The organism is Brevibacterium sp. S22 (assembly GCF_004745485.1).
Lineage (GTDB): Bacteria > Actinomycetota > Actinomycetes > Actinomycetales > Brevibacteriaceae > Brevibacterium.
On sequence record NZ_RHFG01000015.1, the window covers coordinates 92,818 to 113,028 of the forward strand.

Consider the following 20,211-nt stretch of genomic DNA (forward strand, 5'->3'; position numbering starts at 1 on the left):
TGACCCTCCCGTGACGGGCTATGACGCCGATCACCGGTCCCGACCGCACGCCCCTGCCTCCGCTGCCAGGATGGCGGCATGTCCATCACTACAGCGATCCCCAGGATCTCCGCCTCGGCACCGGACTCCGCGGCCGAGCTCCACCCTCCGTCACGTCGACGGCTGCGCCGAGCACTGTCCTTCGAGGTCATCCCGCCCCGATCTGAGAAGCAGGCCGCACGGCTGCCCGGGCTGCTGCGTTTCCTTGACTCACTGACCCCCGACTACCTCGCTGTGACCTCCTCGGCGAACAGCGGCTGGCTGCAGGGCACCGCGGATTTCATCGCCGACATCACCGCCACCACCTCACTGCGGCCCTTGGCCCACCTGACCTGCACGGCCAGCACCGAGGCGGAGCTGCTGCCGTGGATCGACCACCTCCTCGGCGTCGGGGTCCGTGGATTCCTCGCCATCCGCGGCGACTTTCCAGACCGGGAAGCGAGCCTGCCGCCCGGGCACCTCCCCCACGCCGATGCCCTCGTTCAGCTGCTGCGCACCGTCGAGACCGACAACGTCGCCCGCTTGGCCGCCGGACGCCTCGGCATCGGCGTCGCCGCCTATCCTTCCGGGCATCCCGAGTCCACAGGTCCGGAAGAAGACCTCGACGTGCTCGCGGCCAAACAGCGCAATGGCGCCGACTTCGCGATCACGCAGCTCTTCTTCGACCCGAACGCCTATGCCAGGCTGCGCCGCCGTGCCGAACATGCCGGCATCACCATTCCGATCATTCCCGGAATTCTGCCGATCACCGATCTCAAGCGTCTGCACACGATGGGCCGCCTCTCCGGACTCCCCGTCCCCGACCACCTCATCGCCCGCTTCGATCATGCCGGGGATGCCGCCGCTGCGCGACGCATCGGTCTCGAGATCACCGCCGAGCACACGGCCGCGATCCTCGACCATGATGCCGACGGCCTCCACTTCTATACCTTCAATGACCTGTCCACCACCGAAGAGCTGCTCACCGCACTCGATGACAAAGGAGTATCCGTGTCCTCATTCCCACCACCGCCACCACCCCGGCGGTGGCCGCCGACAACCGACAGTGAAACCACACCACAGAAGGAAGCACGTTCATGACCAGCACATTCCCACAGGCCACGATCACCGGCTACCCGCGCATCGGAGCCCGACGCGAACAGAAGAAGGCCCTCGAATCCTATTGGGCCGGCCGCATCGACGCCGCTGAGTTCGCCCAGGCCGTGCACACCCTGCGCATCGACACCTACCACCGACTGCATACGCTCGGACTCACCGAGGACTACGCGATCCCCGCCTCCTACAGCCACTACGATCACGTCCTCGACACCGCCCTGACCGTCGGCCTCATTCCTTCCGCGACCACCGGCACCGACCTCGACGAATACTTCGCCCTCGCCCGCGGAACCGCCGAACGCTCCCCGCTCGAGATGACGAAGTGGTTCGACACGAACTACCACTTCCTCGTACCCGAACTCGAGGATTCGACAACCTTCAAGGCCCACCCGCAGCATCTGCTCTCCCTCGTCTCCGAGGCCAGGACCGCCGGCCACCTCGTCCGCCCCGTCCTCGTCGGACCGATCACCCTGCTCACTCTGGCGAAGACCGCACCAGGCACCACCACCTCGCCGCTGGATCGCCTCGAGGAGCTCACCGCCGTCTACCTCGACATCATCTCCATCCTCGCCGCCGCCGGCGTCGAGTGGGTCCAGTTCGATGAGCCGGCGCTCGTCACCGACGTTCCCGGTTTCACCGATGAGCAGCTCGCCGAGGCGGCCCGGCGCACCTACGCCGCACTGTCCGGGGCGAGCACGCATCCGAAGATCTTCGTCACTGCCCCGTACGGTTCCCTGCGATCCGGGCTCTCGGCACTGGCGACCTCGGGCATCGACGCACTCGGCGTCGACATCTCCGCGGCCACCCGCACCATCGACCCGGGGTACCTCGACCGCGTGGCCGACGAGGTGCCCGAGTCGACCCACCTCGTCGCCGGCATCATCGACGGACGCAATGTGTGGGCCGCTGACCTGGATGAGAGCCTCGACGTGCTCACCGGTCTGGGGCGCGAATCACTGAGTGTCTCGACCTCGACGTCCCTGCTCCACGTGCCCTACACCGTGGCCAACGAATCCGCGCTGCCGGTCGATGTCGCCTCGTGGCTGTCCTTCGCCGAGGAGAAGGTCACCGAGGTCGAGGCCCTGTCGGCCGCCCTGTCTTCCGGCCCCGATTCCCGCACCGAGGCGTTCAACCGTTCGGACCGTGCCCGGCGCACCCGCGCCGAGTCGGCACGGGTCCACAGCGCTGAGATGACCGCCCGCACCGCGGCCCTGACCGGAGACGACGGCTTCCGCACCGACTATGCGACGAGGCAGGAGGCCCAGTCCGCCCTCGAGATCCCATCCTTGCCCACGACGACCATCGGATCGTTCCCACAGACCGCCGAGGTGCGGAAGGCACGCGCCGATCACCGCGCCGGCCGACTCGACGCCACCGCCTACGACACGGCGATGAAGGCGGAGATCGATCGGGTCGTGACACTGCAGGAGGACCTCGGACTCGACGTCATCGTCCACGGTGAACCCGAACGCAACGACATGGTCCAGTACTTCGCGGAGAACCTCGACGGGTTCGCCACCACGGACAACGGCTGGGTCCAGTCCTACGGCTCACGCTGCACCCGGCCGCCGATCCTCTTCGGCGACGTCTCCCGGCCCGCACCCATCACCGTCGGCTGGTCGACCTACACCGCTGAACGGACCGAGCGACTCGTCAAGGGCATGCTCACCGGACCGGTGACGATCCTCGCATGGTCCTTCGTCCGTGACGACGTTCCGCTGAGCGAGTCCGCCGACCAGATCGCCCTGGCACTGGCCGACGAGGTCGCCGACCTCGAGGCCGCCGGCATCGGCATCATCCAGGTCGACGAACCGGCCCTGCGAGAGCTGCTGCCGCTGCGGGAAGCCGATCGGCAGGCCTACCTCGACTGGTCGGTGCGTTCCTTCCGCCTCGTCAACGCCCGGGTCGCACCAACCACGCAGATCCACACTCACCTGTGCTATTCGGAATTCGGGGAGATCATCGAAGCGATCAACGCTCTCGACGCCGACGTCACGAGCATCGAGGCGGCACGGTCACGGATGGAGGTCCTCGACGACATCGCCGACTTCGACTTCGTGCGTGGAATCGGCCCCGGCGTCTACGACATCCATTCGCCGCGAGTGCCCTCGGTGCCCGAACTCACCGAACTCATCGAGGCGGCCCTCAAGCACGTGCCTGCCGAACGGCTGTGGATCAACCCCGACTGCGGATTGAAGACCCGCGGCTACGCCGAGGTCCGGGCGTCCCTGGCCAACCTCGTCGCTGCCAGGAATACGTTGCTCACAGCGCAGAGCGTCCCGGCCTGATCTCCTCGTGAGACCCCGCCTGGCCTCCGCGTGAGCGGAGGCGATCAGCGTCGAGGAAGCTCGAGCGGGATGTAGTACAGCCCTTTCGAGTCCTCCTCGACGCTGACCCGCAGCCGATCATCGATGCGGACGTAGTCGTTGACTTTGATCGTGCCCTTCGTCTCGCTGAGACGACGGATCGCAAACGCCGGGATGAGGCCCTGTCGTCCCGAACCGTCGACGGCGAGAGCGTATTTCGGGCCGGTCGCTCGGACCCGGACCTCGATACCGGTGTCCTGTTCACGCAGCTCCTCGAGTTCGACCACGGGTTCGGGGTTCGTCAATGCCGTGAGTTCGACGGCCAGGGTGTCGGCCATGTCGTCGACGGTGGCGAGCATGTTCGCCATGGCCCGGGCAAATTCGCCGTGCAGCTTGCTCGGCTTCATCGCAGCACCGGGTTTGTACATGTCCTCGTGTGTCAGCTCGCTCCAGGCGTCCTGGAGTCGCGTCTTCACCTGAATTTCTGCGAAGACCGGCTGTCCCCGGTCGGAGGGGATGCGCAGGATGACGTGGCAGGCACGGTAGCCGCTGGCCTTCGGCGGGTCCGTGTAGTCTTTCCACTCGATGAGCTCGAACGAACCGAGCTGCTCGGGATCGCGCAGAGCGGCGAACATCATCGACTGATCGCGCGGTGACTTGCACAGCACCTTGACGCCGACGATGTCACGGATCTGATCCTCGACATCCTCGGTGGAGGTGAGCGTGAGCTCCGGATCGTCTTCGGCCTTCTCCGTCAGCTTCGCCAGGGTGCGGGCCGCATCCTTGATCCGGTGCCCGTCGACGTCGAGGCGGGAGATGTCCTTGTCCTTGAGCAGGCCCTTCTGCTGCTCGGTGAGCCAGTGTTTGATCCGCACGGCCGCCGTCTGCCAGGCGTCGAGTCGTTCGGCATAGGCACGTTCGACGATCGTTCTGAGCAGCGATTCGTTTCTCACGAGGTCTCCTCTGCCGGCCGACGGACGCCTTGACACGCACGCGGGAGCGATCTGGACGTCTCCGACTCTACGCGGTGGAAGCATCAGACACCGGCAGCGACTCGTCTGCCCGCTGCAGCGGGTGGAGAAGCCGCTGCCGGTGCCCGATGGCCTCCGGAATGTAGGAGGTGGCCCTAACTGTAGGAGATGGCTCGGTGAAGCCACCGCCTGGCGGAGTCAGCTGCCGGTGGCCGGCTCACCGACGGATTCGGCGGTGACATGCATACGCGCCTCGGCGACCATCGCCTCACGGGTGGCGAGCTTGATCCGCTCACGGCCCTCGACCTCGCCGGCGGCCTTCTCAGCGGCCTCGACGCGGTGGTAGCCCTCCCAATCGACGAAGTCGGTGCCCTTGGACTCGAGCAGTTCGACGATGGCCGCTTCGTCCGGGTACACCGGATCGGTGAGCACCCCGGCGGCACGGTCGTCGAGGATGTGTCCGATGGTTTCGAGCGCATCGCCCTTCGTGTGGCCGATGAGGCCGACGGGTCCGCGCTTGATCCATCCGGTGGTGTAGACACCCTGGACGACATCGGCTTCGGCAGCCTCCGACTGGTCATCGCAGTCGACGACTCGTCCTTCATGGTTCGGGATCACACGCTTGCGCTCGTCGAAGGGCAGCTGGGGCAGCTGAGTGCCCGCATAGCCGACGGCACGGTAGACGGCATCGAGGTCCCAGTCGTGGAAGCTGCCGGTGCCGTTGACGCCGCCGGTGCCGTCGAGTTCCTGACGTTCCGTGCGCAGTCCGGTCACCTTGTCCTCGCCGAGGATGGCGACCGGCGCGTGGAGGAAGTGCAGGTGGAGACGTCGCTTCGCTCCCGTGGGTTCACGCATCGTGAAGTCCGTGAGGGTCTTTGCCACCTGTTTGGTCTGGTTGCTCGACTCGATCGCCTGCATCGACCCGTCGTCGAACTCGAAGTCCTCGGGGTAGACGATGATGTCGACATCCTTGACCTGGCCGAGTTCGCGCAGCTCCAGCGGAGTGAACTTCGCCTGAGCCGGACCGCGGCGACCGAAGATGTGGACATCGGTGACGCGGGAGGCCTTGAGGCCCTCGTAGACGTGATCGGGGATCTCCGTGGTGTGCATATCGTCGGCCTGCTTCGCCAGCACGCGGGCGACGTCGAGTGCGACATTGCCGTTGCCGATGACAGCGACGCGCTGCGCATCCAGCGGCCATTCCTGGCTGACATCGGGGTGCGAGTCGTACCAGTTGACGAAGTCCGCGGCACCATAGGAGCCGGGCAGATCGATGCCGGGCAGATCGAGTCCGGCATCGACGAAGCAGCCGGTGGAGAAGATCACCGCGTCGTAGCGGTCTGTGAGCTCTTCGAGGTGGAGGTCGACTCCGTACTCGACATTGGAGAACAGTCGGATATCACCGCGGTCGAGGACCTTGATCAGGGCGTTGATGATGCCCTTGATCCGCGGGTGGTCGGGGGCGACCCCATAGCGGACGAGACCGAAGGGAGTCGGCAGACGGTCGAAGAGATCGATGCTCAGATCGAAATCACGCTCCGCCTTCGTCATGAGATCGGCCGCGTAGATCCCGGCGGGACCGGCGCCGACGATGGCCACCCGGAAGGGACGAGTCATTCTCACACCTCTCTTTTCATTCCCAACGAGTCTATCGTCAATGTAGGTCATCCTTACAATGACGTGATCAAACTCGCATTGCCTCCTGCCCGACACACCGCCGTCCACTCCACCTCGTCATCTCGTCAGCAGGCCGCGGTCTCCCCCGCGCCCCCATCTCATTAGACTGAAGCCTGTGAGTCAGAACCCTGCCCCCGATGAGAGCGCAATCCGCCGTGCCGGCCTGATCAACGGATTCTCCGCCTACCTGCTGTGGGGCGTGATGCCGCTGCTCTTCGCGGCGGCGGCACCCACCGGCGCCCTCGAACTCGTCTCCCACCGAGTCATCTGGTCGCTGGGCTTCTGCGGCATCCTCCTCATCTTCACCGGCGGATTCCTGCGCACCTGGCAGATCCTGCGCTCACCGCGCCTCTTCGGCCTCCTGCTCCTGGCCTCTGTGCTCATCGCCATCAACTGGACGACGTTCATCTACGGAGTCGAAACCAATCAACTCGTCGAGATCTCCCTCGGCTATTACCTCAACCCGCTCATCTCCATCGGCCTCGGTGTGGTCTTCCTCGGCGAGAAGCTGCGTCCGCTGCAGTGGACGGCCGTCGGCTTCGGCCTGCTCGCCGTCATCATCGTCGGCATCGGCCTCGGCCGCGTCCCCTACCTTGCGTTCACCGTCGCCCTGTCGTTCGGCCTCTACGGACTAGCCAAGAACAAGGTCGGCGGCCGCGTGGGCGCCCTCGAAGGCATGGCTGTCGAAAGCCTCGTCCTCACCGTACCCTCGGCGATCTACCTCATCTCCCTCGGTTCGCTGGGCCTGCAGACGTTCACCGGCTTCGGCGGCTGGCACGTCTTCGTCATCATCATCACCGGCCCGGCCACTGCGATCCCGCTCATCCTCTTCAGCGCCGCAGCACGCCGCATCCCCCTGTCCTGGGTGGGCATGCTCCAGTACCTCACCCCGACCATCCAATTCACGCTCGGCGTCACGGTGCTCGGGGAGATGATGTCGACGACCCGGTGGATCGGCTTCTTCGTCATCTGGATCGCCGTGATCCTCCTGTGCACGGACATGATCCGCCACAGCCGACACCGCTGACCCCGCCCCACACCACCACCGAGGCGGCCCCGCCGTCACCCTCGTCGGGGCGGCATCACCGTGCCCGACCGGAGAATTCTCCGCGCTGATCGGTCAAAGAACCGAAGCCGAATCTCTTGACATCCCCACCGGCACCATGGTTCATTAGTTAGGTAACTAACCGACATACATGGAGCCAGCCGTGATCGACGACACCAAACCCCTCTTCACTCAGATCGCCGAGAAGATCGAGGACTCGATCCTCAACGGAACCCTGCCCGAGCTCTCGCGGGCGCCGTCAACCAACGAGCTCGCCGGCTTCTATTCGATCAATCCGGCCACTGCGGCCAAGGGCATCAATCAACTCGTGTCCAAGGGCGTGCTGGAGAAACGGCGCGGCATCGGAATGTTCGTCACCGAGGGTGCCCGCGCTCTGCTCATCAACGAACATCGCACCACGTTCTCCGACAACTTCATCACTCCCCTGCTGGCCGAGGCCAACCGTCTCGGCTTGGGGTCAAGGGACGTGATCGCGCTCATCGAAGAGCGCTCCCAAGAACTCCATCTGACCACTGCACTCGATCCAACCGCAGCGAAAGGATGACCAATGAACTCCGTCATCGAGGTCCGCCACCTCACCAAGACATACAAGAACACGACCGCGCTGGATGATGTCAGCCTGAGCATCGAAGAGGATTCGATCTACGGGCTGTTGGGGCGCAACGGCGCCGGCAAGACGACGCTGATGTCGATCCTCACCGCCCAGAACTTCGCCACCAGCGGCGAGGTCGAGGTCTTCGGCGAGAACCCGTACGAGAACGCCCGAGCACTCAACCGCATGTGCTTCGTCCGTGAGAGCCAGAAATATCCAGACGATTCGAATGCCAGGCACGCGCTCACGAATGCCCGGCTGTTCTTCCCCCACTGGGATCAGGACCTTGCCGAAGCGCTCATCGATGACTTTCGCCTGCCGCTGAAGACAGTCATCAAGAAGCTCTCCCGCGGTCAGCAGTCCGCCATCGGCGTCATCATCGGGCTGGCCTCCCGCGCCGAGATCACCTTCTTCGACGAGCCCTACCTCGGCTTCGACGCCGTGGCTCGGCAGACCTTCTACGACCGGCTCATCACCGACTACGCAGACCATCCTCGCACCATCATGCTCTCGAGCCACCTCATCGACGAGGTCGCCGATCTCATCGAGAACGTCATCGTCATCGACCGCGGCCGCATCATCATCGATGAGGCCACCGAGGAAGTCCGCAACCGCGCGGTCAACGTCGTCGGCGATGTCGACGCGATCAACCGCCTCGCGGCCGGCCGTGAGGTCATCCACCGCGAATCACTCGGTCGAGTGGCCTCGGTGACGATGCTCGGCCATCTCAGCAGAACCGACCGTGACTTCATCGCCGAGGCGAACCTCGATCTCACTCCCGTCTCCCTGCAGCAGCTCATCGTCCGCAGCACGCAGGCAGATTCCCCCGACCATCCCGCAGCCGACACCGAAGTCAGGAGCCTGCAGTCATGACCGCTGCGATCGAACGCCCATCCCGAACCGCTCCCTCCCGTCCGAGGAACCGCACGCTGGGAGTCGTCCGACTCCAGTTCACGAACACTCAGACCTTCGTCTGGGTCCCCGTCGTCGTCCTCGGCGGGGTATGGCTGGTCACCCTCATCATCTACTGGATCATCTCGGCGTCGGGCGTCGACGGGCCGATGTACAGCGGCGGATCTCAGGCTCCGCTGTGGTACTTCGCCGTCGTCGGAGCCCAGGCGATGAACCTCACGTTCTACTTCTCCCAGGCCATGAGCCTCACTCGCCGGGAGTTCTACCTCGGTTCCCTTATGGCGGCCGCGATCAGCGCCGTCGGAATCTCGACCGTCTTCGTCGCCCTCGGACTCATCGAGCAGGCCACCGACGGCTACGGCATGGGCGGCTATTTCGCATACTTGCCGTGGGTGTGGGAGGCCGGACCCTTGGCCGCCGGTCTCATCTACTTCGTACTCACGATGCTGTGGTTCGTCCTCGGCTTCTGGTTCGCGATCGCCAATAAGCGCTTCGGTTCGCTCATCCTCACGCTCGCGATCTTCGCCATCGCTTTGGTGCTGTTGGCCGGTGCCGCCTGGCTGAGCTTCAACCAGTCCTGGGGCGAGCTGTGGATGTGGTTGTTGGAGACGCAGGCGATCGGCCTGGCGCTCTGGGCGCTGGGATTGACTGCGATCTTCGCGCTGGGGTCGTACCTCACGCTGCGCCGCCTGACCTCCTAGCTCAGCACCGCCAGCGTTCCCCCGGCGAGTATCGCGGCCACCGCCACGGCGGCACCCATCGCCGCGGTCGTCCTCCACCCCATCGCCTTGCCGACCATGACCATCGACGGAATGCTCAGGGCAGGCAGGGCGATGAGCAGGGCTCCGGTGACGCCGGCACCGACGCCCAGGGGCAGGAGGGTGAGGATGATCGGGATCTCTCCCCCAGTGGGGATGACGAGCAGGGTCGCCACCACTGCCACGACGAGCACCGCACCAGCGCCCAGCTGAGCTTCGAGGCCATAGACCCCGGTCAGCCACGGGGCGAGCAGTCCGATGAGGAAGACGAGCGCGAAGTGTTCGGGCACGAGGATGAGCGTGAACCGTCCCAGCGACCGCAGGCAGCGTGCCGGCAGGGACGTCAGCCTCGCCGAGGAGGGGCTCGGGTCGGGCACGATCTCGCTGCGTCCGGTCCCCCACCGTCCGATCAGCGCACTCGCGCCCACCGCGATGAGAACGGCGAAGACGATGCGCACGGCCACATACTGCCACGGCAGGACGAGGGCTAAGAAGATGAGCACGGCCGGGTTGAGCAGCGGATTGCCGACCCAGTACGCCAGCGCCGCGGACCGTCTCACCCCGGTGTCGCGCAGACCGGCAGCAACGGGTGCCGCACAGCAGGTGCACATCATGCTCGGCGTGGACAGAGCGGCTCCGACGAGGGCCTGACCCGTGTGGCTGCGGCGGTTGAGCAGCCGCAGCAGCCAGTCGCGAGGCACGAGGGCATCGATGGCCGCAGCGACGAGCAGTGCCACGAGCAGCGCCTTCCACACAGCCGTGAAGTACACGAGCGTGAAGTCCCAGGCCCCGGCGAGCGAGATCGTGTCGCCGGCCGCGTCGAAGAGCGGGCTTCCGTCCCACACCGAGGTCTGGCTCATCGTCCAAGCTTTGTCCCAGTAGGGAAGCCATTTCGACCAGCTCAGCCCCACCACGAGGACGGCGACGAGGACGCCCAGGCCGATCCAATCGGCGGGAGCCAGTCGTCTTGAGGACTGTGTGGGCAACGGTGCCGCTGGGCTGGTCATCGCTGTTCGTCCTTGCTTCGGCCGGCGTGATGCGGCACGGAATCGTGAGCGGGAGAAGTTCAGGAGGTGCGGGAGACGACGGAGTCGGCGAACGCGAACAGGGAGTCCTTGACCTGACCCGTCGGGAGCGGCTCGAGTGCGGCCTTCGCCTCATCGGCCCAACGCAGAGCCTCGGCGCGGGCGCGTTCGGTCACAGGATGCGCAGCCAGGGCGGCCCGGGCAGTCTCCAAGGCGGCGTCGGAGCTCAGATCCTGATCGAGGAGGCGCACCACCTCGGCGGCGGAATCATCACCGTCCGCGGCCGCGGCACGCACATAGAGCACGGGCAGGGTCGGGACGCGTTCGCGCAGGTCCGTACCCGGAGTCTTGCCCGACACCGAGGACGTGGTGGTGAGGTCGATGATGTCGTCGGCGAGCTGGAAGGCCACGCCCACGCGCTCACCGAAGATCCGCACGGGTTCGGCCAGCGCCGGATCCGCACCGGAGAACATGACCCCGAACTGCGCCGAGGTGGCGATGAGCGAGCCCGTTTTGTCCGCGAGCACCTGGATGTAGTGATCGATGACGTCGGCGCCCTCCGGTGGTCCGGCGAATTCGTTGAGTTGACCGAGGACGAGGCGTTCGAAGGTCTCGGCCTGGATGCGCACGGCCTCGGGACCGAGCTTCGCCGTCACCCCGGAGGCCTTGGAGAACAGCAGATCGCCGGTGAGGATGGCCACCGAGTTGCCCCACACCTCGTGGGCGGCCGGTGCCCCGCGGCGCACGGGGGCGTCGTCCATGACGTCGTCATGGTAGAGCGAGGCGAGGTGGATGAGCTCGACGGCCACGGCCGCGTCGATGATGTCCTCGGTGTCGGCCTGGCCCAGGCGGGCGGTGAGCAGCACGAGGTTCGGGCGGGCGCGCTTGCCGCCGGCGGCCAGCAGATGCTTCGAGGTCTCATCGGGCAGCCGACGCATCTGCGCGGTCACCTCGTAGAGCCTGGCCTCGACGGCGTCCAACTGAGTCGAGATCTCCGCCGCGAGCTGGGCGTCGTCACCGGTGAAGGTGGCCGGAGAGGCTGGGTGGCTCATGTCCTCGTCATTCGTCGTAGTCGGTGGTTGTCCTCGCCCTTGCGCGCGAAGCCTTCGCTCACACGTTCAGACATTGCTGGTGGCCGGGACGATTCGGGTCAGGGCCGAGATGACCCTGTCGATGAGATCGGCCTCGGAGACCTTCGGGTCGCGGTAGAGGTTCGCCAACAATTTGACGACGAACTCCATCACAACGTCAACACCCATACCGTACTTGATTCCGAACTGCATGAGCGCAGGATGGCCGATGATCGAGGCGAAAACTCGGCCCAGGGTGAAATAGCCTCCCAGAGAGTCTCCGAGCAGTGCCGGGTACTCCTGCAGCCGGCGACGCATCACGGCCTGCGGATAGCGGGAATATGTGGAGATCACCTCGGCGGCGATGCGTGCGGATTCCAGGGCATAGTCGATGCCTTCGCCGTTGAACGGATTGACCATTCCCCCGGAATCGCCGACGAGCAGCAGCCCACGGTGGAAATGCGGGGTGCGGTTGAAGGCCATCGGCAGGGCCGCGGACTTGATCGGTCCCAGGGCGGTGGATTCGTCGATGCCCCACTCATGGCCCATGTCCGCAATCCAACTGCTCATCATTGCCCGCAGGTCCACCGACTTGAACTGGGGTGAGGAGTCAAGCAGTCCGGCACCGATATTCACGGTGCCGTCGCCGAGGGGGAAGATCCATCCGTACCCGGGCAGGGTCTCGGATTCCCCAGCCGCGTTCGTCGACCTCATCTCCACCCAGGATTCGATGTAGTCGTCGGCGTGCCGAGGCGTCGTGTGATAAGCGCGGGCGGCTATTCCCATCGGACGATCGTCGCGCTTCTCCATGCCCATGGACACAGCCAGGCGGGAGGAGACTCCGTCTGCGGCAATGACGATCGGTGCCCTGAAGTGGGCTTCGGGACCGACACGGCGACCCCGGTGGTCGGTGCCGGAGGCATGGATCCCGCGGATCCATCCGTCGTCACCGATGTCCGGAGACATGGCCCGCACCTGTTCGAAGAGTCTCGCACCGCTGCGCTGAGCATGCCGGGCGAAGGCTTCGTCCATGCTCATGCGCGGGCGGGTGAGCCCATAGTTCGGAGTGCCGTCGATGTCCGGCCAGTCGAGTTCGAGCCGGTGCCCGCCGCCGATGAGCCGCAGCCCCTTGTTCTTGTGCCAGCCGTCGGAGGCGGGCAGCTCCATTCCCAGGTAGCCGGCTTCCTTGACCGCACGCGGAGTCAGGGCATCGCCGCAGATCTTATCGCGTGGGAAACCGGACTTCTCTACGATGATGACCTCGTGCCCGGCCTGGGCGAGGTAGGCGCCGATCGCCGAGCCGGCCGGGCCGGCACCGACGACGACGACCTCGGCATCGAACTCATTCATCGTCAAGGCTGGGTCGGCTCCGTGGTGTCGGCCTCTGCTGCTGAGTCCGTGCTCGCTGCGGCGGGCTTGAGGGCATGGTGGACGGCGACGATGCCGCCGGTGAGATTGCGGTGCTTCACCTGGTCGAAGCCGGCGTCGAGGATCTGGTGGGCGAAGGCATCCTGGTTCGGCCAGTCGCGGATCGACTCGGCCAGGTAGGCATAGGCGTCCGGATTCGAGGACACGGCCCGGGCAACGGCCGGCAGGGCCCGCATCAGATATTCCTTGTACACAAGGCTGAATGAGTCACATGTCGGGGTGGAGAATTCGCAGATGACGAGGCGGCCGCCGGGCTTGAGCACACGCAGCATCTCGCCAAGGGCCTGATCGACATCGTTGACGTTGCGGATGCCGAAGGAGATCGTGACGACATCGAAGCTGGAATCGGCGAAGGGCAGATCCATCGCATCGGCGTAGATGAAATCGATCTCGGGGTGGCGGCGGCGACCTTCGGTGAGCATTCCAGTGGAGATGTCCCCGGCGACCACCTCGGCGCCATGGTGGGTGAATGCCATCGAGGAGGTGCCGGTTCCGGCAGCCAGATCGAGCACTCGCTCACCGGGCCCGGCGGCCACGGAATGGGCGACGGTGCGCCTCCAGACGCGGGCGAGTCCGAAGGAGAGGACATCGTTCGTGAGATCGTATCGAGAGGCGACATCATCGAACATCGACGCGACGTCGGCGGGCTGTTTGTCCAGCTTGGCACGGTTCATGACCATATTCTCTCAACACCTGAACCGGGAGGGCGAATCCGGATCCCCGACGGCTGATGTCCTCGTCTACAATCGAGGCGACATGACTTTGACTTTCGACACTTCCGACATCCTCTCCGCTCCTCCGCGTCTGCGTGTGCGGTCCCGTTTCGTCGACGACGTCGATCCCGGACCCGGCTTCCCCTTCGAATCGGGCCTGCCCACGACCGTGGAGCAGACGCTCGAACTGCTGCCGACCGACGGGTTCTCCTGCTGGGTCCGTGACACCTCCGGTCTCATCGGCTTCGGCCGCGCCGTGCGCATCCGGGCCCGCGGTCCCGAAAGGTTCACCGACCTGTCGGATGCCTGGAAGGCCATCACCGAGGCGGCTGAGGTCGAGGATGAGGTCGATCTGCTCGGCTCCGGACTCATGTGCTTTGCCACGGTCGCGTATTCGGGCGAATCCGCGGTCGATTCGATCATCCACGTCCCCGAATTCGTGCTCGGTCGCCGCGGCGGTCGTGTGTGGCTGACGTCGATCTCCACCGAAGAGACGCCGCCTCTGCCTCCGATCCTTCAGGCCGAACCGCTGCAGCGCGTGCATTCGGCCCGCGCCGAGGCCGGGGATCTCGACCCCGAGAGGTGGTCCCGACTCGTCGAACAGGTCGCTGCCATGCTCACCCCGGTCGACACCTCGGCGGAAGTGGACGCGTTCTCGAATGATCCGACTCTGCGCAAGATCGTCCTCGCCCGCGACGAGGTGGTCACCACCGAGGAGGACATCGACGTGCGTGCGGTGCTCGGCGCACTCAACCGCAGCTACCCGAGCTGCTGGACCTTCGACATCGCCGGTCTCATCGGGTCGACCCCGGAGCTGCTCATCGGAGTCGAGGACAACAAGGTGACCTCGCGTGTCCTGGCTGGGACCTATCGGGTGGAGAAGAACCCGATGGAGGAGATGCCGGAGGCCAGGAAGCTTCTCAGCGCGCACAAGGACAGCACCGAGCATGCGTTCGCCATCGCCTCGCTGCAGCGCAGTCTGGATTCGGTTGCCGAGGATGTCACCGTCGACGAGCGTCCCCACCTGCTGCCCTTGGCCAATGTCATCCATTCCGCTTCGGATGCGCAGGCGAACCTCTCCCCCGACTCCGGGCTCACCGCCCTCGACGTCGCCGCAGCGGTCCATCCCACTGCTGCCGTCGGAGGGTATCCGCAGGCGAGCGCGGTTGCTCATGTCGATGAGCTCGAACCCCTCGACCGCGGTCGTTACTCCGGTCCCGTCGGTTGGATGGACGGGCGCGGCAACGGCCAGTTCGGCATCGCTCTGCGCTGCGGTCAGCTTGAGGACCGCAACCGGATCCGACTGTATGCCGGTGCCGGGATCATGCCCGATTCGGATCCCGCCGCCGAGGTGGCCGAGACGAATGCGAAGCTCGCTCCCATGCGTCGGGCGCTCGGACTCGACTGAGCGCCGGATCAGGCGGCTCACTCACCGCCTGCGTCGAAGAACGTGCCGTGCACGGCGTGTTCTTCGACGCAGGCGATGAGTGAGCGGACTAGGTCAGCGCGCGGGCGACTTCGATGATGCGGCGAGTGACCGCAGCAGTGACTGAACCGGTCACGTCTGTGGCGCCTCCACCGGCCAAGGCGCGTTCGAACTCGCCTGCGCTCTCGACCGACGCATAGTCCCAGCCGAAGGCGGCGGCGAGTTCTGCGAATCCGCGACCATGCGGGACCGTGAAGTACCGGTCCAAGAAACCCTCGAGGTGGGACTGGGAATGTTCGAGTCCGGAGAAGATCGCTCCCCCGTCGTCGTTGAGCACCACGATCGTCACGTCCCCGGCGTCTTCGGCACTGGGGGTGAGCAGTCCGCCGATGTCGTGGAGCATGGCAATGTCTCCGATGAGCAGGACCACTGGTTCGTCCAGTCCCAGGGACAGTCCCGTGGCGGTGGAGACCAGTCCGTCGATTCCGGCCAGTCCGCGGGAGGCGTGGATGCGGGCGCGGATGTCGGTGGCGTCGCTGAGATAGCGCACCGAGTTCGAACTCGCCACGAAGAGGGTGATGTCCTGGGCGGCGAGGTGTTCGGTGATCGCCCGTGCAGTCGATGGGAATCCCTTCGCCGAGGCGGCGCACGCGGGTCCGGCTGTGTCGGATTCCGCATGCCGTTCTGCCCGTGCGGCTGCGACAAGGGACGTCCCGGCTTCGATCCACGCGCGCACCCAGCTCGGCCCCGAGGCGGCGTTGCCCTGTGCCTCTCCCGCGCCCGTCGCGTCATCCGCGACAGTCGTCTCGTCGGCGACGGTCAGGGTCAGGGCATCAATATCGTCGGGCATGCGCTGAACAGTCACCGATTCGTCGGCGATCAGTGCTGCGACGGGCCTCGTCAGGGTCGGTTTGCCGTGGACGATGACGGTGCGGATCGCCTCCCGCAGCTCGGCGTGGTCGCTGAGCACGCGGGCGTGAGCGGGCACCGAGGTCGAATGCTCGGCGGCGCTGGAGGCCGAGGGCCGCGACGTACGCGCCAACGGACTCGAGGGTTCGGCGAGCATCGGCAGGTGGTGGTCTGCGGCCAGCCCCCGCAGGGACTCGGCTGAATGGCCGCCGGCGTCTCCGGCGACGATGACCGTCCCATCGGTGATGGTCACGGTGGCTTCGGGGCGCGACTCATCAGTCGGCTCCGCCTCGGCGACCGTCTCGGCGACCGTCTCGGACGATGCGACGGTCACGGCCTGCCTGGCCGTCTTCGACGAAGGCTCGGACTCGGTCACCTCCACGATCTCATCGGTCCACATCCTCAGTTCGTCTGGGGTCGGGACCAGCGGGGTGTCGAACTGCACATTGAACTGGACCGGTCCGGCCACCTCGGTGTCGGCTGCACCGACCTGACTCACCGACACCGTCACAGCGGCGGTCACCGCACGATCAACGGTCTCCGGATCCGCACCGGCGGGAATGTCGAAGCGAGCACGGACATCCGAGAGCACCTGCGACTGATCGTCGATGGTCTGGTTGGCTCCGGTGGCACGCAGTCGGGCGGGACGGTCCGCGGTGAGCGCGAGCAGCGGCAGATGCCCGTACGAGGCCTCAAGGATCGCGGGATGGAGGTTGGCCACGGCCGATCCGGATGTCGTCACGACCGCCACCGCGGACTCGCTGCCGCGGGCACGCAGGCCGCGGGCCAGGCCGAGTGCGAGGAAGGCGGCGTCGCGCTCATCGATGCGCACATGAGTGCGGATCAGCCCCGCCTCGGCGAGTGGGCCGAGGGCATAGACCAAGGGAGCGGACCGGGATCCGGGGGCGAAGACGACATCACTGACCCCGGTCAGGACCAGAGTTCGGGCAATCTGCTGCGCCACCGCGCTCGAATTCGACATCACCTGATATTCAACCACCTGACCACCTGTGGTTCATCTCTGCCCTCTAATCTCGAGAAATGCGCCGCTCGTTGATCATCGCGATGGGAGCACGTGCCATCCGCACCCTGACCGCGGCTCGCTCCCAACGCGGACGCTATCCCGCCCGCGACCAGACCACCTCCTTCCTCGGCCCCGAACCGCGCGGGAAGGACGCCCGGACCTGGCATATCCGGGACAAGCGGAAACTCTCGCCGAGGCTGCGCGAATTCTTCCTCTACTCCCCTGCGCTCGGCCGCACCGTCGGAGTGCGGGTGCTGCTGCCGGGGATTCCCGCCGAGGTCAGCCCCGTCATCTGCCTCTTCCACGGAGGCGGTGACGATTTCCGGTCATGGACGGATTTCGGGTCCGCCGAAGAGCTCACCATCGACTCGCCGTACCTCGTCGTCATGCCCGACGGCGGGGCGGGGACCTATTCGCGCCTGGCCGTCGGCAGTGAAGTCCACGATTGGCCGCGATTCCACACCGAGGAGATCCCAGCGTTCCTCTCAGCGAACTTCTCCGTCGATCGGGCGCCGAGCAGTCAGCTGCTGGCGGGACTGTCGATGGGCGGATACGGCGCGATGAAGTACGCGGCCTGGCATCCGGATCGGTACGGTTCGGCAGCAGCGTTCTCCTCTCCCCTGGATCCGCTGTCGACCGTTCCGGCCTTCGACATCATCGCAATGCGCGAAGGCGCCCGGTCACTGAGCCTGTTCGGTGATCCGGCCTCCGACCGCAGCGAATGGCTGGCCAATTCCCCCTATGCACTGGCCGAGAATCTCCGCGGGCTCGATCTGTGGTTCAGCGCCGGGTCCGGCAGCCTCGAGGGAGTAAAGGATCGAGACCTGTTGGAGACGCTGATCAGCAGTCAGGGCGAGCGCTTCTCCGCCCGCCTCAATGCCCTCGGCATCCGCCATTCCTGGTTTCCGCGCACCAGCGGTCTCCACAACTGGACCAGCTGGGAACGGGAACTCGGAGCGTGGCTGAAAACACTCGCCAGGCGACGCGACTATGCGAGTTCGGACCGTGGCCTCACCGATCGCGTGGCCGACGGCGGCCAGTTCACCTACCTCTCCGGTCATGCCCTCTTCGACATCCACGGTTGGCGGGTCGAGATCTCCCGCCGTCGCGCACAGGTCGTGCGCTTCGACGCCGTCAGTGCCGCCGGCTTCTCGCTGACCGGCACCGGCAGCTTCCGCGTCCGCACTCCGGGACTCTTCGAACCCGGCCGCCGCTACGACATCAGTGTGTCCGGTCCCAGCGGGGACAACGCCTACCAGCAGAAGGCGGACAAGAAGGGGCGGCTGACGTTCACCGGTCGGTTGGCCGCTGCCATGCACGACCCGATCATCCCCGGAAAGCGCACGGCCCACTTCACCGCGCTGGGACGGGACGAGGTGACTACAGTGAGGATCGCCTCGGCACCGGAGGATGCTGCTGCCGACCGCGGACACACCGGGGCGGGGGTGCGTGGAGGACGGTCCACGGCCGATGTTCCAGATCCGGCACAGGCAGGTTCCGCGGATGAGACCGCAGAAGACTATATTGAGTACAGTCGCGAATCGTCGACCGCTGATTCCGCAGAACGCTGACTCGAGAGGCCAACATGAAACGCATACTCCCAGCCATCGCTCTCATCGCCGGGCTCTCGCTCGTCGGCTGTACGGGCGGCGGCGACAATCCGGACCAGGCTGACAACGGCGATTCCGCACCGGCGGGCGAGGCACAGCCGGAAGCGAAGAAGCTCGACGCAGCCCAGCTCAAGGAGATCCTCGAATCGACCCAGGTCGACGGCCAGTCGTTCAAGGCCGTCGACGGTGCCGGCCAGGACAACGGCGAGATGGCCAAGGCGCTGGAGAGCTCGGAGTTCGAGCCTGCCGAGTGCAAAGACATCACTCTCGACCTGGTCAATTCGAACCTCGCCTCGGGCGGCACCAATGTGGCTGGGTCCTCAACAGACAACGTCCTGTCCGCGGGTCTGTCCAGCTTCGACAGCGTCGACGACGCACAGACACAGCTCGACGGCACTGCGAAGATCGCCGAAGAGTGCAGCGACGTGAAGATGACGACTGCAGGCCTGGAGATGTCGATGAAGTACAAGACCTTCGACGCCGAGGTCGCCGGGGCCGACGAAGCCTCAGGCGTCGTCGCTTCTGTCGAAACCGGCGGGCAGACCGCCACCGAGATCCGCATCATCACCTCTCGGGTCGGCAACAACCTCGTCTCCGTGACCAATCTCGCCGATGTCGAAGAAGCGACCGTGACGAATGCCGCAGACGCTTTCGTCGAGGCCGTGAAGAAAGAGGGCTGACCCGCTTCAGCCGAGCTCGGTCGAACCGCGCAGAGCGTTCCAGCAGTTCTGAAGCCGCCCGGCCCACCACTCGTATCGTCCCGGATCCACCGCCAGCTGCTGCAGGCGGTCAGGGTCCGGGACGATTCTCTTCACCGCGATAGTGCCGTCGATCGGGGTCAGGGCCTCGTCCTCGGCGACGACATCGGCGGTGAAGAGACGACCGGTGCCCAGACCACAGGCCACCCGATCACCGAGGATGTCCCGACTGCGGTCGGTGCGCGGAAGCCTGGCGGCGAGTTCGGCTCCGGCGGCCAGACCGACGGACGACTCGAGGGCCGAGGACACGACGGCGGGCAGACCCGAGGTGCTGATGACGTCGAGGGCGGCGCCGATGCCACCCAGCGGCTGGACCTTGACGATGATGACCTCGGCGGCCCCGAGTTCGGCCACGCGCAGCGGGTCCTCGGCCTTACGGATCGATTCGTCGGCGGCGATCACGATCGGCAGTCCTCGTCGAGCGAGCTCTTCACGCAGTTCGGCGAGCTGCTCGACCTCGGGCACGGGCTGTTCGAAGTACTGGAGGTCGAAATCGGCGAAGGCCGAACAGACCTCAACCGCTTCGGCAGGGGTGTATCCTGCGTTCGCGTCCAGCCGCAGAGTCGTGTCCGGGCAGAGCCGGCGGAACTCCCGCAGCCGCGCCAGGTCGGCTTCGAAAGAGGCGAAACCGTGCTCGGCGACCTTCGCCTTGACGGTGCTGACCTGACCGTAGCGGGACAGGATCGATTCGACGTGATCCGGCGGGCACGCCGGCAGGGTGCCGTTGACGGCGACGATCTCACCGTCCGTCTCGGCGGCCGGGGCGGCACCGCCCCCGGGACCGGTGGAGGGGGCGTCTCTTCTACCCGTCTGACGCAGCCGACGCATCACG

17 protein-coding genes are annotated in these 20,211 nt (G+C 65.9%); 9 read left to right on the top strand and 8 right to left on the bottom strand.

Annotation, left to right across the window (positions count from 1 at the left end; genetic code table 11):
• Positions 1-78: 78 nt before the first annotated feature.
• Together EB835_RS13220 and metE are read left to right on the top strand one after the other, a co-directional pair.
• A complete protein-coding gene (locus EB835_RS13220; RefSeq protein ID WP_135809923.1) occupies positions 79-1,119 on the top strand; it encodes a methylenetetrahydrofolate reductase in 1,041 nt (346 codons plus the stop codon).
• Positions 1,116-3,422 carry a 5-methyltetrahydropteroyltriglutamate--homocysteine S-methyltransferase gene (gene metE / locus EB835_RS13225; protein ID WP_135809924.1) on the top strand — a complete coding sequence of 769 codons (2,307 nt, stop codon included), beginning with the start codon at positions 1,116-1,118 and terminating at the stop codon, positions 3,420-3,422. The genes EB835_RS13220 and metE overlap by 4 nt, the downstream gene beginning before the upstream one ends.
• Positions 3,423-3,466: 44 nt before the next feature.
• Here metE and EB835_RS13230 read toward each other — a convergent pair whose 3' ends face one another.
• On the bottom strand, positions 3,467-4,393 hold the full coding sequence (locus EB835_RS13230) for a GTP pyrophosphokinase (protein WP_135809925.1): 927 nt from the start codon (positions 4,391-4,393) through the stop codon (positions 3,467-3,469).
• Between the two features lie 216 nt (positions 4,394-4,609).
• Entirely contained in the window at positions 4,610-6,028 is a 1,419-nt protein-coding gene (locus EB835_RS13235; RefSeq protein ID WP_135809926.1) for an FAD-dependent oxidoreductase, read from the bottom strand.
• 175 nt (positions 6,029-6,203) lie between these two features.
• Here EB835_RS13235 and rarD point away from each other — a divergent pair, with 175 nt between their 5' ends.
• The 4 genes from rarD to EB835_RS13255 all read left to right on the top strand — a co-directional run bounded on the left by rarD (position 6,204) and on the right by EB835_RS13255 (position 9,359).
• Positions 6,204-7,115, top strand: a complete 912-nt coding sequence (gene rarD / locus EB835_RS13240) for an EamA family transporter RarD (protein WP_135809927.1) — start codon at positions 6,204-6,206, stop codon at positions 7,113-7,115.
• 181 nt (positions 7,116-7,296) lie between these two features.
• On the top strand, positions 7,297-7,698 hold the full coding sequence (locus EB835_RS13245; protein ID WP_135809928.1) for a GntR family transcriptional regulator: 402 nt from the start codon (positions 7,297-7,299) through the stop codon (positions 7,696-7,698).
• Between the two features lie 3 nt (positions 7,699-7,701).
• On the top strand, positions 7,702-8,619 hold the full coding sequence (locus EB835_RS13250; RefSeq protein WP_135809929.1) for an ABC transporter ATP-binding protein: 918 nt from the start codon (positions 7,702-7,704) through the stop codon (positions 8,617-8,619).
• Entirely contained in the window at positions 8,616-9,359 is a 744-nt protein-coding gene (locus tag EB835_RS13255) for a hypothetical protein (protein WP_135809930.1), read from the top strand. The genes EB835_RS13250 and EB835_RS13255 overlap by 4 nt, the downstream gene beginning before the upstream one ends.
• Here EB835_RS13255 and EB835_RS13260 read toward each other — a convergent pair.
• From EB835_RS13260 to EB835_RS13275, 4 genes are all read right to left on the bottom strand, one after another.
• Positions 9,356-10,423: a permease gene (locus EB835_RS13260; protein WP_135809931.1), complete on the bottom strand. Its 1,068-nt coding sequence runs from the start codon at positions 10,421-10,423 to the stop codon at positions 9,356-9,358. The two genes, EB835_RS13255 and EB835_RS13260, sit on opposite strands and share 4 nt — an antisense overlap.
• A 59-nt stretch (positions 10,424-10,482) precedes the next feature.
• Positions 10,483-11,493, bottom strand: a complete 1,011-nt coding sequence (locus EB835_RS13265) for a polyprenyl synthetase family protein (protein ID WP_135809932.1) — start codon at positions 11,491-11,493, stop codon at positions 10,483-10,485.
• Between the two features lie 66 nt (positions 11,494-11,559).
• Positions 11,560-12,861, bottom strand: coding sequence for a geranylgeranyl reductase family protein (locus tag EB835_RS13270; protein ID WP_135809944.1), 1,302 nt, complete (start codon positions 12,859-12,861; stop codon positions 11,560-11,562).
• A gap of 2 nt (positions 12,862-12,863) precedes the next feature.
• Positions 12,864-13,613 (bottom strand): demethylmenaquinone methyltransferase, encoded by a 750-nt coding sequence (locus EB835_RS13275; RefSeq protein ID WP_135809933.1) that lies wholly within the window; start codon positions 13,611-13,613, stop codon positions 12,864-12,866.
• A gap of 82 nt (positions 13,614-13,695) precedes the next feature.
• Here EB835_RS13275 and EB835_RS13280 point away from each other — a divergent pair, with 82 nt between their 5' ends.
• Entirely contained in the window at positions 13,696-15,060 is a 1,365-nt protein-coding gene (locus EB835_RS13280) for an isochorismate synthase (protein ID WP_135809934.1), read from the top strand.
• An 88-nt stretch (positions 15,061-15,148) separates the two neighbouring features.
• Here the strand turns inward: EB835_RS13280 and menD are convergent, their stop codons facing one another.
• Positions 15,149-16,969 (bottom strand): 2-succinyl-5-enolpyruvyl-6-hydroxy-3-cyclohexene-1-carboxylic-acid synthase, encoded by a 1,821-nt coding sequence (menD, locus tag EB835_RS13285; protein ID WP_240688735.1) that lies wholly within the window; start codon positions 16,967-16,969, stop codon positions 15,149-15,151.
• Between the two features lie 59 nt (positions 16,970-17,028).
• On the opposite strand from menD, the gene EB835_RS13290 reads away from it, so the two are divergent.
• Together EB835_RS13290 and EB835_RS13295 are read left to right on the top strand one after the other, a co-directional pair.
• Positions 17,029-18,582 carry an alpha/beta hydrolase gene (locus EB835_RS13290; RefSeq protein ID WP_135809935.1) on the top strand — a complete coding sequence of 518 codons (1,554 nt, stop codon included), beginning with the start codon at positions 17,029-17,031 and terminating at the stop codon, positions 18,580-18,582.
• Between the two features lie 14 nt (positions 18,583-18,596).
• Positions 18,597-19,301 (top strand): hypothetical protein, encoded by a 705-nt coding sequence (locus EB835_RS13295; protein ID WP_135809936.1) that lies wholly within the window; start codon positions 18,597-18,599, stop codon positions 19,299-19,301.
• Positions 19,302-19,307: 6 nt separating this feature from the next.
• On the opposite strand, the gene EB835_RS13300 is transcribed toward EB835_RS13295, so the two are convergent.
• A partial coding sequence (locus EB835_RS13300) for an enolase C-terminal domain-like protein (protein ID WP_135809937.1) occupies positions 19,308-20,211 on the bottom strand: 904 nt, incomplete at its 5' end.